This is a genomic window from Paenibacillus sp. FSL H7-0756, from assembly GCF_038006765.1.
Taxonomy (GTDB): domain Bacteria; phylum Bacillota; class Bacilli; order Paenibacillales; family Paenibacillaceae; genus Paenibacillus_AQ.
In genome coordinates this window covers 2627466-2640950 of the sequence record NZ_JBBOVT010000001.1, presented here as the reverse complement: position 1 = coordinate 2640950, position 13485 = coordinate 2627466, and the positions used below count along the sequence as shown (strand labels likewise).

Below are 13485 nucleotides of genomic sequence, written 5' to 3'. Positions count from 1 at the left end.
CAGTTACGCGAAGATAAGCTCTACCTCATGGGCGAAGCCGTCATCTACGGCCGGTACCAAGCCGTCCTCCAGTACCCGGCCGTCCAGTGTCAGCCGGGCTGCCCCGTCCTGCATGCGGTGGAAGCCCTCCGGCTTGCGGACCTGAATCCGGTAGGAGGAGCTGCCCAGCTTCAAGGTATAGGTAAGCTCCGTCTGCTCTTCCCGCAGCACCGGACTCAGTGCTATGCCCTGCTCCGTATATTCAATACCCAGCGCTTCCATCAGCGAGAGGGTGAGCCAGGTCGAGGTGCCGCTAAGCATCGGACCGATGTTCTCACCAGTCTCGCTGTTGTTGTATTGGGTACAAAAGCGCGGATTCCCGCAGACGGCAAACGGATCATCCATCGTCTTGAACGGCATAATCCGGTCCAGCAGCCAGTAGCCCAGGCGGCAGAGCTCGGCAGCCAGATCCGGGCTGGATACTTCCTTGGCCCCCTTGAACATTGCCGCAGCAGCCATCATGCAGGCATGCTTGAATACGCCGCCGTTCTCACGGTCACCCGGGAAGTATTCATCCGATGCCGTGTGCGTGGATACCCGGCCCAGCGCTACCGGCGAGACCAGCTTCATGCCATAAGGCGTCATCAGATGCGCCTTCAGGGTGTCCAGCATTACCGCAATCTGCTCCTCATCCGCACAACCCGCCAGAATGCTCCAGCTGAACGAATTCAGGAAGTACGAGCCGTCCTTCGCCGGATCGGAGGACATCCCGTCCCCGGCAGCGCCGAGATACGTATATTCTCCGTCCGGATAGCGGTTGAACAGCACACGGGCGAAGAAATCGCCCTTCCAGGCATGCTCCTGGATGCGTCCGCGCAGCTTGACTCCGAAGCCCGTCAGCTCGTCTGCATACGCCTGCTCGCCTTTGCGGGCGGCCAGGGCGGACAATTCATCGACCGCCACCTTCAGCAGGAAGGCGTTCATGACGCTCTCGGAATAATCACTCTCCAGCGAATCCCCGAAGACGCCGCCGGCCTCCAGCTGCTTCCGGTAGAGTGCTTCCTTGGCCGGGCCGTTCAGATAGGTGTCATCGAGCTTCAGACAGTCGTTCCAGTCTGCGAAGTCGAGCAGCGGCAGGCCATGGCGTCCGATCGAGATCTGTCCGGAATAGACAATAATCGCCTTCAAGGTCTCGAATACAGGGCGTTCGGTATCCGTGCCTGCTACCGGACAAGACTCATCCAGGAACTCCGTATCTCCGGTCAGCATGACATAACGGTAGACAGCCTGGATCAGCCATAGTGCATCATCGGACCATTTGCCAGGTTCTTTGCCCACCCAGAAAAAATTGTGATACGCATACCCCAGCTCAAATACCATGCTGGTCCATTCTTTCAGCAGGCTCTTGACGAGGCCGCCCCGGCCCATCCCGACAAAATAATACATCGAGGCATACATATCCTGAATTTCACGGAAGCCGATCTCCCGGTAGCCTTTCTGGGTCTGACAGAAGGAGCGGGAGACAAAGCTCTGGTAGAGCACCTGAAAAGGCAGGTTGCGGTTCACGAACTGGTCGAAATCCGCGTCCCCGGAGGATACCTGCAGGAACCTGGAGTAATTCCGCACGAACTTCAGGGATTGTGCCAAGGCTTCTTCGGCCGCGCTGCGGCTTGTGAAGCGGGCGATCAATGCACCTACCTCTTCCTCCAGTACCGTATCGCTCCAGGTAGCACCGCTCTTGTCGGAGACAAGTCCCGTCAGCTGGTCAACCGCTGCCGAGGCTCCGGCAGCAACCTGAATCTCCCCCGCTACCGCGAAGAAGCCCGGGCCCTTACGGTGCAGAATGCTGCTCAGCTTCAGCGCGCCGGATGGCCGGTGGAGCGAGCCGGTACCGACGAACTCATTGTAGCTGACGCAATATTCGCGCGGCAGCACCGGACCGTCTTCCCCGTGGATAATCATTGTGTGGAAGCGCAGATCATGACGCCCGCCTTCCGGGTAATAGTCAGGACTAATTGCAGCTACGGCTCCATCAGCGTCCTGCAATACGCCGCCTTGCATAATAACATTGCTATACAGCACATCCTCGAACAGAGCGCCCGGTGCTGCCGAGCCGAACATGCCCGTATACACCAGACGAAGCTGGCGGCTGCTCTCTCCATGGTTCGTAATCGTAACCCGCTGCATCTCGGTCGCCAGCGGCAGACCCTCAGCATGCGGCAGAATGAAGATCGTGCGTGTAATCTCAAGTCCGCCGGACAGGCGGTACGTGATGATGGTTACATTCTGTGAATGGCGGCAGACCGCCGATTTAATGCCTTCTCCGCCCGGATCAGCGGAATAGAAGATCTGCTTCCCGTCCTCGAACAGATAGAATTGACGGTTGGCCGGGAAGCCGTTCTCCTCCTGGCGCATATCCCAACGGGTCGCCAGCACCTGGGTAGCCGCATGGGAACGGAAGCTGCCGCCGCCAAGGCGGTCTACCACGCTCTTCGGTGTAGTCTGGAGCGGATGAGGGAACTCCAGGCGGTTGCCCAGCAGCAGATTGACCGCGAAGTGCGGACCCGGAACGGGGGAGCGCAGGTCAATGACATGCTCGCCTTCAGCGTTAAGGGCACCAGCCCAGCCCGGCGCAGCCTGAAGCTGCACCAGTGCCGCGCCTGCAGCCGCCTCCGGTATAGCTATTGCCTGTTCCTGTCTTCCCGCATGGCGGATATGCAGGGATAGTGCCGTACCTGTATCATTCACGGTGAACAGCGCGGATGTGCCAGCCGCCTTCGGCAGCAGCGCTGCCACTTCCGGGAGCTTCAGCAGCTCCTGAATGGCAGGCAGCCGGAGCGGAAGGCCCGCTACACCAACAGCTCCGGTGCACTGGGAATCCGTGAAGACGGCGCTTAGCCGGCCTTTTGCGTCTATCCGGTCTGCGAATGCCTGTCTTAGAATATCCTCAGGCGAAGCAGCCGCCGCTCTTGCGGTATTGAATTTCAGCATCATGAATGATTCTCCTCTTTTCCTGTTTTCTGTTGGACGATACTCATTCCCTGTTATGTATTCGCATCGGGCTGAAGAATTGGGGGAAGTTCTGAAGCAAGCATGGAGAACGGTTGCCCGTCCTCCATGTAATAATTATAGAAGTGTCTGCGTCCAGTCTAAATACCAAATCGTAAGCCTGAATAACAAAATCCAAAGCATGTTCAAGGTGCTTAAGGTGCTGCTGTTCCGTTATTCGTGAGCACAATATCATCCACGTCCACCGTCAGATGCCCGGTGCCGCCATCCTTGATATCTCCCAGCTCGAAGGAAATGCGGCCGATGGAGGTGCTGCCTCCGGCAACATCGAATTCTACGGTATATTCCTGATATTCACTGTTCAGATCAACAATCTTGCTCGTATACCCGTGCCAGTTGTAATTGTCCGCTACATCCAGCCAGCCGATGCTGATATTCATTTTGCGTTCAGCCGAGGCCTTGGCCTTGAAGGTAAGTGTATAATGATTGCCTTCGTTATAAGCGACTCCCTCATAAAAGACCTGCCGGTCCCAGGTGTTCGTTCCGGTGGAGCCCACCTTGATCTGCAGCGCGCCATCCACATTGTCAATGGCTAACTCCCCGTTGTCGGAGGAGTAACTGCTCCAGCCCTTAAGCGGCGCCGAGAAATCGCCGTTTGGAATCAGATTCTCCCCGTAAGCCTCACCGTCCAGCACCGGGCTTACCTGAAGCAAGGAGATATTGCTCAGATTGACCGTGTGCGCTCCGAGCTCTTCGGTGATCTTGCCGAGACTAAACTGAAGCACCGCAGCGTGATCGGTTGCCGGGGCAGTGAACAGATATTCATAGTGTCCGCCGTCTTGGCTGAGTCTAAGCTCCTGTTCCAGATAAGGAGTCCAGTTGCCATCCTCAGTCCCGTCACGCTGAACCAGCGCTCTAATATCCCGGGCCAACGAAGCATCCCCATCGAAGCGCAGCAGATATTTCTTGCCCTGCTCTACCGGGATGCCCGCTTGCTTCACCTGTGCATGCCAAGCCTCCGTTCCAGTTCCACCGAGGCTAACCTGCAGTTCCCCATACACAGCCTTCATTACAGTGCTCTTCCCGGGATCATCCGGTTCCCAGTCCTTCTTGAACAGCGTCCAGTTGTCGGTGGAATCGTCCTTGAAGCTGCCGTTCACCACCAGCTCGCGGGACAGATCCAGCCAGGCCAGATTGTAGCCGCTGCCGCCAAGACGGATGTAATAGCTTCCCGCAGGCAGCGTAAGCGGGGCTCCAATGATCGCCCGGTAGGACTGAAGGCCTCCGGTATCGCCAACTGCCGTGCTGTAGACAGATTCCGTCACTACATTCTGCTTGCCGCCATCCAGTACTGACAGCGTAAGCTCCGAATCGGCGCGCACACTGGATACGCGGGTTACTGGAACAATGCTTCCTGCCTGAGGCAGTACCACCTTGTATTCCACATAGTCGCCGTTCTCCATATCCGTGATATCCTTGCCGCCTTCGCCGCTCGGAATCAGGCCGGTTCCTGAGGCTCTCCAGAACTGGTCTCCCCGCAGATGCAGGTAGTTATGGAGCACTGGCGGATCGGTCATCCGTACCAGACGCACATTGTCAATCTCGGTCTGTCCCGCAGCCGCGCCCAGAAGGAACGATAACGCAGCTTCCGTGCCGGACCCGCCGGACAGCTCAATTTCTGCTGTATAGCTCTTCCACTCCGGTGTCAGAGTGAAGGTGGTTCCGTCAGGATAGACCGTCTGACCACCGCTGCCCGCCAGCTTAATGCCAAGCGGCTGCGCCTCGGCCGATCTCGCATCGAAGGCAAGCTGGTAGACGGCTGCTGCGGACACAGGAATTCCTGCCTGGGTCAGCGTCACATCCTCCGGCGATCCTCCGGCCTTCTGCACGTCCGCCCGGAACTCCCGCTTCATCATCGGCAGTGCAAGTGTATTGGTTACACTGGCCTTCGCTGCTGCTTCCGAGCCCTGCTTAACGGCAAAGCTCCAATATCCAAGCCGTGCTTCTCCCAGATCGAAGCCTCCGTTATAGATCAGGTTGCCGTCAGCAAGCGGGGTGCGTACTACCGGCGGCGCTTCGGTCTCTACCACTCTTACATTCGCGAAGTAGGCGGAGATGTTGTTCAGACCCAGGTTGAACTCAAAGCGGGCATTATTATCCGAAGCCTTCGTCATCGTAAAGCTGTACTCATACGGCTGCCAGTCCGGTGTAAGCTGGAAATTGCGCTCCCCGGAATACGCCGTCCATCCGCCGCCGAATTCGGTCAGCTTGCTCATCAGCGGCCGGGCTGCGTCCGCTTTGGCATCGAAGGTGACCTTGTAGGCTTTGTCCCTCTCCAGCAGCAGCGGCTTCTGCGCAAGCTGAATGGAGTAGTTCTGGGTTCCGGCCTCATGGACAGCAACCTTCACCGCCTTGCCCTTATCCTGATCCTCAATGACGGAGACGGTTCCGCTTCCACCTTCATTCTCAATCAATTCCCAATATTCCGGTTGACCCTGGGCTGCTACAGTACCCTTGAAGTCCCCATTGTAGATCTGATTCCCGTCTGCCAGAACAGGACGCTGCGGGGTCGACAGTCCCGGATCGACCGGCCGCTTCCCTGTTACATCCGGCCATTGATCCAGGTCCTTGTATTTGTAGACCCGTACGTAGTCTACATACATTTTATCCGACTTGAAGTCGGCCTTCGGATCTCCCGGCCAGTCGCCGCCCACGGCCAGATTCAGAATCATATAGAACGGCCGGTCAAACGGAGCAGGGTACGTATAGTAATCCGGCTGCCCTTCGGCCTTTGTGCCCCAGTCGCTCGTCTCAAAATACATTTTACCGTCCACATAATACCGGATCAGGCCCGGAAGCCATTCCAGCGTGAAGTCATGATAATCATCTGCGAAGGTCTGGCCTTCCGGCAGTACATAGGTTTTGGTCTGGGACGCATGCGGAATGTCGTAGTGAATCGAGCCATGGACCGTTCTTGGATAGAGATCCGCCTCTGCCTTGCCGGCAACCGGTCCCGTCAATTCCATAATGTCCATCTCGCCGCTTCCCGGCCAAGGTCCATACTGCGTCTCATCATCGGTTGGCATCATCCAGATGGCCGGCCACATGCCCTGCTGAACCGGCAGCTTGGCCCGCACGGTGAATTTGCCGTAGGTCCAGTCGCCCTTCATCTTGGAGGTCAGCTTGCCTGAAGTATAATCCTTCCCGCCGTAAGCCTCCTTCCGGGCTTCCAGCTCCAGTACGCTCTGCCCGCTCTCTGTCGTAAGCGAAGCATTGTCCGGGTGATAATATTCCAATTCGTTATTGTACACCGTGCCGGTATCCTGTACATTCCATTTGCCCTCATCAATGGTCTGGCCGTCGAATTCGTCATTCCAGACGAGCTCCCATGGATTGTTCTGGGTAGGCGGAGTCGGAGCCGGCGTTGGAGTTGGTGTGACAGCAGGCGTTGCTGTCGGCACCGGCGCCGCAGGTGAAGGTGTGGAAGTTGGCGCTGGTGTGTCACCGCCTGCATTTCCGCCGCCCGCTTGGACTGGGGCAGAGGTAGCCTTCGTACTTGCCTGCGCTGTAGCTCCCGTTCCGGACAAGTCGCGAAGCGTCTCGCCGTTCTTGAGCGCCTGGCCGTTCAGCAGAGCACGGTCCGCCTGGTTCTCAAGCCGGCCGATCTGCCCCCGGCTCACGATCTCTGATCCGGCAGCATCTGCGCCGATGACCACAGTCTCTGCACGCGAGCCTGCTCCGATCTCCACCTTCGCCGGCTTAAGCAATTCGATCCGGGCTGCAGTGCTGCCATCCTCCAGTACCATTCGTACCAGGGCGGTAAGCTTGTTCAGCTTGATCTGTCCCAGAATGGATTGGCGGAATACCACGGAATGGTCGCCTCCTCCTGAGATATGTGCCGTTCCCTGCACCTTGATGTCTGAGAAGGCAACTTCCCCTTCTCCTGCCCCGGCTGTGACGTAGAGATTGCCGCTGACGGTTCCGCCATCAAGCTGCACATTCGCCCGGTTGACAATCACATTGCCGGACACCGCTCCAAGCTTCTGGCTTCCCTCGCCGGAGCTGATCCACCCGACCATCCGGCTCAGCAGCTCGGCCAGCTCGGCCCGGGTCATCTGCGCCTGCGGGTTCAGCTTGCCGCCCGCATCGCCGCGCAGGTAACCGGCGTCCAGCATCGCACTCACAGCTTCCCGGGCATAGCCGCTGACCGCTGCCGCATCAGACTGGGCAGCCAGCGTACCCGGGGAGCCCGCCTCCAGCGTGAACGCCCGGCTCAGCATGGTTACAGCTTCCTGGCGGGTAACAGCCGCTCCCGGCTGGAACCGGCCGTCCGCGTAGCCTTGAATAACACCTGCGGCATTCACGCGGCTTACATCCTTGCCATACCAGGAAGAAGCGCTTACATCACTGAATACAGTGCTGCCTGAATCTGCGTAACGGAACACGCGGCTGATAATGGCGGCCATCTCTGCCCGTGAGACCGCTTGTCCCGGTCTGAATTGTCCTGCCTCGTCCCCCTGCAGAATTCCTGCGGCTGACAGCCTGTTCACTGCGGCCGACGCCCAGTGCTGCTTCATATCGGCGAACCCTGCCGCCGGGGCTGCTTCTGCCTGTCCTGTACTTGCAGACAGCCTGTCTGCGTCTTGTCCGCTATCTGCCTGCACTATTCCTGTAGTTCCCGGAAGCTGAATTCCTGACAGCAGCAATCCGGCAATCAGAAGCTTGGATATTCCTTTGCGGTACATCTGAACATTCCCCCTCGTGTAGAACCTTGTTGAATTCTGGTCTCGCGCCAGTCGATTTCAGTATAGGGTCCGTATCCCGGAGACGACATACCAATTCCTTAGCCCGTATAACAAAGATACAACTTTGTCCGGAGCTCCCTGTAAACGCCGCTCGCGCGAGTCCAATGTAACCGGTTTTTCGATTACAGCCGGCACGCACGCCCGTTCGCCTGCCTAATATGTTCTTTTTTCAGAAGGAAGCCTTAATTCAAAAAAAGCCCAAACACCCGGGCAGCTTAAACAAGCAACCCGGGTGTTTGGGCATAGCGGAACTATGTAACTGTCGTCACATTACGAGTAAGGCAACGGTCAGGAGGAGGCGTGGATTTGCGGGAAATCCTGTGCAACCTCTTCTCCCGAGAACAGATCGTCAAGCGAGCTGAGCGTGCCATCCTCTTCAACCTGATACACCGACATTTTCTCGCCGTTGACCGTTAGTTCGATGAAACAGCCCCAGCAATAGAACTGGTGGGAGCCGATCTTGCCGATATCCTTGGAGTTGCAGTTTGGACACTTCATATAATACATTCCACCTATCCGTTAACAATATTAATGGCGTTTTGGAGCCGTTCTTCACTCATCGCGGGAACCAGTACAGAATCCTCTCCGATAGTCATCTCTCCAGAACAAGGCAGCCATTTTCGGCCTTCGATCAAATCAGTTACCAGCCCGTCACTGATTTCCAGCGCTACTATTGTGTTTCCCAACTTTTGGTCAAAATAAACATCCGATATCCGCCCAAGCACCGTTCCGGATGCTGTAAGCACCTGCCTGTCCTTCAATTTGTTCTTTCCCAAGAGGAAAGTGTAGGATATATGGTCAGCGTCGACCTTAATAATCGACTCTTTATTGCGGATCATGACAGCATCTTCGCCATAAGCGGCAATATTATCCCATGCCACAACTTTCACATGACTAGAGAAAAAAGATTTGCTCTCCAGTTCAATACCCGTAATATTCCAGTTTGAATCCAGTCCGATATCGATTATTTCACCGACTTCAGTACCCTCTTCAACTTCATACACAGTGAGGCCAATCATATCTTGCAGCTTCATGGTATCCCAAGTCCCCTCACCTTAGTATTGCATACGGGTTCCCATGGGCCGGAGTACCTCTTAAACGGCTGCCAGAATGCACGGACGCCTAGTCTCTAGTACGCAGCCGGCTCAAAATGGTTCCAACTTTCTGGGCAACAACCTGCATTTCTTCATTAGTATTACCCAAACCTGTGCTAAAGCGAATCGCAGAGTTCAAAAGTTCTTCCGGAAGCTTCATGGCCCGGAGGACATGCGAGATTTCCAGAGATCCTGATGTACAGGCCGAACCGCTGGCTGCCGCTATCCGCTCCATGTCCAGGTTCATCAGCAGCACATCTGTCCCGGCTCCGGGAAAGCTGATATTCAGAATTCCAGGCACCGTATGCTGTTCATTTCCGTTGACCACATATTTCTCTGCTCCAACCTGCTTGTCCAGCTCCTCCAGCAGCGTGCTGCGTAGCTCCAGAGCCTGCTCTTGATGCTCCGGCAGCCCTTGCACAACCAGCTCAACGGCTCTGGCGAACCCGGCGGTATGAGCCAGACTCTCCGTGCCCGCCCGCCGGCCGCGCTCCTGAAGTCCGCCATGCTGTCTTGGCGTAAGCGGCGCCCCCCGCCGGACGTACAAGCCTCCAATCCCCTGCGGACCTCCGATCTTGTGGGCCGAAAAGCTCATATAGTCGACCGGCAGGTCACGGAGCACCAAGGGCAGTGTTCCCAGAGCTTGTACAGCATCTACATGCACAAGCACACCCCGTTCCGCCGCCAATCTGCCAATCTCTTCTATAGGCTGTACAGTTCCCACTTCATTATTCACATACATTATGCTAATCAGTACTGTATCCTCGCGCATAGCCGATTCCACATCCTCCAGAGAGACACGGCCGGTAGAATCCACAGGAAGATAGGTGACCTCGAAGCCCTGTCCTTCCAGCTCCGCGCAGGTATGCAGCACTGCATGATGCTCAACCGCTGTAGTAATGATATGTCTACCCTTAGAAGCAGAAGCATAGGCTGCGCCGAACAGCGCGAGATTATCACTCTCTGTGCCGCCGCTTGTGAAGACCCACTCCTCAGGGGAACAGCCCAAAAAGCCCGCGATTCTATCGCGCGCCCCATTTATAATTCTCTTGGCAGACCGTCCGAACTGGTGCACACTGGACGCATTGCCGTACTCGTTCAACAGCATATGATACATAACCGCTGCCACCTCCGGATGAACCGGTGTTGAGGCGGCGTGGTCCAAATAGATGGGTTTCATAACGAAATTCTCCGCTTCTTGAAATTCAGGATTTTCTTACAGGACTACTAGATTATACTGCTGAACTGCCTGTATTACCACCTGTTAATAAACACAATATTGTAACATTTGTCCATGGCCCGTGCCCCGGATCAGCCCTCTATTCCCGGCAACCGCGCCGCGAGCTGCTCCTCGGAGATCACTTCAATACCATGCAGCCGCAGGAGAGCTGTGGTCACCCCTTCTCCGGGGATTTTCATGCCCGCAAATTCTCCGTTATAGATCATGGAGCTGCCGCAGGAAGGGCTATTCTCCTTAAGGGCAACAAGCGTGGCTGCTAAGCTCCGTACCTGCTCTAGTGCGGCATACGCGCCCTCTATGTACATTGCGGTTACATCCCTCCCGGTTCTATCCACCACCCGGGCCTGCCCCTCCAGCACATCTGTGCCGCTGCCGCCTATAATCTCTGCCGGTTCTCTCGGGGTAGAGAAACCGCCCAGCAGCTCGGGACATACAGCAACCGCCTGCCGGCTGTCCAGCAACTGCCGGATGCCCTGCTCCAGACAATCAGTTCCATTATATCTGACCTTCATTCCTGCCAGGCAGGAGCTTACGATAATCATTGCCAGCCGTCCCCCTTCGCAATCCTCAGTCTCATCTTATATAATGCTAAGACAAGCTGTTCGGTCTGTAAACCATTAACGATCCAGGGAGGCATAGACAACATGTGCGGAAGATACACGATCACGGTAACGCTGGAGGAGCTAATCGCCAAGTATTTCATCCGGGAGCACCCGCTCATCCAATATGCACCGAGGTATAACGCGGCTCCGATGCAGCCTATTGCCGCTGTTATTCATGACGGCACACAGAATAAGCTCGGAGAACTTCGCTGGGGACTGCTCCCTTCCTGGTCCAAGGAGGACAAGAACGCTGCCAAGCTAATCAATGCCCGCAGTGAGACTCTGCTGGAGAAGGCTTCTTTCAAAGGACTGGTGGCCTCCCGCCGCTGTGTGATTCCCGCAGACGGCTTCTATGACTGGAAGGTCCAGGAAGGCGGCAAGCAGCCGCTGCGGATCACGATGCGGGACGGGAAGCTGTTCTCCATGGCTGCACTGTATGATATCTGGACCGGCCCTGACGGCGGCAGAATCTCCACCTGCACGATCATCACCACTACCCCGAACCGTCTCATGAAAGACATCCATGACCGGATGCCGGTCATTCTGGATGCGGACGGGGAGGCGCAGTGGCTGGAGCGCAGCAACCGGAATATTCCCGCCCTGATGAAGCTGCTGCGGCCTTACGATGCGGAGCAAATGCTGGCCTATCCCGTCTCCGCAGCCGTGGGCGATGTCAGGAGTGACTACCCGGAGCTGATCCGCAGAGCCGGGCCGGAGCCGGTGCAGGGGACCCTATTTTGACTACGGCCCTGGAAGTAATATCTGCTGTTTGAAACCTCTGGTCCCAGGGTATTAACTAAGGCTTATACCTCATAATATCCATCTACAATATGTATCCCAGGAGGAATTTCATATGGCTCTCAGCAGACAAGCAGTGTCCCAACCATCATCCGCCTCCTCCATCGAGCTGGAATGTATCTATCATTCAACGCAGGGACGATGGGCGTATGCTTATAACAAGGATACCTTCCACTTAAGAATCCGCAGCAAAAAAAACAATGTAGACCGGGTATTCGCACTGACCGGCGACAAATACGACTGGGAGCAGCATCATCAGGAGCTGAGCATGCGCAAGGTGGCTACTGACAGCTTCTTCGATTATTGGGAAGCAGAGGTCTTCCCCGAGTTCAAGCGTTTCTCCTACGGCTTCCGGCTGGAAACCGGTCAGGAGACGGTATGGATGCTGGAATCCGGCTTCTTTACAGACGGGCTGCCTGCGCCTGCCGGAGGCTATTACGAAATGCCTTATCTTCACGAGGCCGACCTGCTGAAGGTTCCAGAATGGGCAAAATCTGCGGTCTTCTATCAGATCATGCCGGACCGGTTCGCTAACGGTGATCCGGCGAATGACCCTGAAGGGACACTCGAATGGGGGGCACCGCCTGCCTACGACAGCTATTTTGGCGGTGACCTGCAGGGGATGATTGATCATCTGGATTATATTGTAGAGCTTGGCGTAACGGCGCTGTATCTGACCCCCATTTTCCAGGCTCCCAGCAATCATAAATATGACACCGTTGACTACGCAACAGTCGATGCAAACTTTGGAGATCTCGATAAGCTCAAGCAACTGGTGGACCTGGCCCATTCCAAAGGACTTAAGGTGGTCCTCGATGCCGTCTTCAATCATACCAGCTCCGGGTTCGCACCGTTCAAGGATGTGCTGGAGCATGGAGCGGACTCCAAATATGCAGGCTGGTTCCATATCCATGATTATCCTGTCCAGGTGGTGGACGGCAAGGCCAACTATGATACCTTCGGCTTCTTCAGCGGAATGCCCAAGCTCAACACTGCCAACCCGGAAGCCAGAGATTATCTGCTGGATATTACCAAGTTCTGGCTCAAGGAGGTCCACATCGACGGCTGGCGGCTGGATGTCGCTAATGAGGTAGACCATGTGTTCTGGCGGGATTTCCGCAAGGCGGTCAAGGAGATCAACCCGGAAGCGTTCATCATCGGCGAGGTCTGGAGCGACTCTCTCAGCTGGCTGCAGGGCGATCAGTTCGATTCGGTGATGAACTATCCCTTCTCTGACCGGCTGCTGAAGTTCTTCGGCGCGGACAACGGCATGGATGCGGACACCTTCGCCGCGCAGATCTACGGGCTGCTTATGCGGTATCCCCGGCAGGCGAATGAAGTGCTGTTCAATCTCCTGGCGAGCCATGATACCCCGAGAGTACTCACCCGGCTGGGCGGAGACAAGCAGCGGCTGAAGCTGGCCATCGCCTTCCTCTTCACGTTCACCGGTACGCCGTGTATTTTCTATGGAGATGAGATCGGAATTACCGGCGGGGATGACCCGGATTGCCGCAAATGCATGATCTGGGAAGAGGACCGGCAGGACCGGGAGCTGCTGCGCTTTTATCAGAGCCTCATTGCCCTGCGCAAACAGCACGAGGTGCTGCGCACCGGCCAGTTCCGCTTCCTGCTGAGTGATCCGGCCAGCCCGGGTCTGGTGTATGAACGCTGGAATGAGCACACCCGCTTCACGGTCTGGATGAACAACTCTACCGAACCGCTGACGCTTACGCAATCACTGGGCGGCGGAGCTTGGCAGGATGCCTTGAACGGCGAGCCTGTAGAGCAGGAGGGGGAGAAAATCCGTATGACGCTGGAACCGCTGGAATACCGGATTTTGTATAGCGGACAAGCTGGCGGCGAAGCCTGAGAACTATATTTAGACAAAGACAAGCCCCTTCCCGGGGCTTGTTTGTTTATAGCCGTTTGTTACACCGAACCGGGCTGCCGGAGGTGAT

At 56.3% G+C, this 13485-nt stretch carries 8 protein-coding genes; 2 read left to right on the top strand and 6 right to left on the bottom strand.

What is annotated here, in order from left to right; genetic code table 11:
- Positions 1-3: 3 nt before the first annotated feature.
- From NST04_RS11675 to NST04_RS11650, 6 genes are all read right to left on the bottom strand, one after another.
- Positions 4-2973, bottom strand: coding sequence for a GH36-type glycosyl hydrolase domain-containing protein (locus NST04_RS11675; protein WP_341184366.1), 2970 nt, complete (start codon positions 2971-2973; stop codon positions 4-6).
- Between the two features lie 209 nt (positions 2974-3182).
- Positions 3183-7733 carry a carbohydrate binding domain-containing protein gene (locus NST04_RS11670; RefSeq protein WP_341184365.1) on the bottom strand — a complete coding sequence of 1517 codons (4551 nt, stop codon included), beginning with the start codon at positions 7731-7733 and terminating at the stop codon, positions 3183-3185.
- A 348-nt stretch (positions 7734-8081) separates the two neighbouring features.
- Complete coding sequence (locus NST04_RS11665; RefSeq protein ID WP_036690502.1) at positions 8082-8291, bottom strand: hypothetical protein; 210 nt, start codon at positions 8289-8291, stop codon at positions 8082-8084.
- Positions 8292-8305: 14 nt separating this feature from the next.
- On the bottom strand, positions 8306-8827 hold the full coding sequence (locus NST04_RS11660) for a PRC-barrel domain-containing protein (protein ID WP_341026451.1): 522 nt from the start codon (positions 8825-8827) through the stop codon (positions 8306-8308).
- A gap of 88 nt (positions 8828-8915) precedes the next feature.
- On the bottom strand, positions 8916-10067 hold the full coding sequence (locus NST04_RS11655; protein WP_341184364.1) for a cysteine desulfurase family protein: 1152 nt from the start codon (positions 10065-10067) through the stop codon (positions 8916-8918).
- A gap of 131 nt (positions 10068-10198) precedes the next feature.
- Positions 10199-10669, bottom strand: a complete 471-nt coding sequence (locus NST04_RS11650) for a DUF523 domain-containing protein (protein ID WP_341184363.1) — start codon at positions 10667-10669, stop codon at positions 10199-10201.
- 102 nt (positions 10670-10771) lie between these two features.
- Here NST04_RS11650 and NST04_RS11645 point away from each other — a divergent pair, with 102 nt between their 5' ends.
- Positions 10772-11470, top strand: a complete 699-nt coding sequence (locus NST04_RS11645; protein WP_341184362.1) for an SOS response-associated peptidase — start codon at positions 10772-10774, stop codon at positions 11468-11470.
- A gap of 112 nt (positions 11471-11582) precedes the next feature.
- A complete protein-coding gene (locus NST04_RS11640) occupies positions 11583-13397 on the top strand; it encodes an alpha-glycosidase (protein WP_341184361.1) in 1815 nt (604 codons plus the stop codon).
- Positions 13398-13485: the final 88 nt, after the last annotated feature.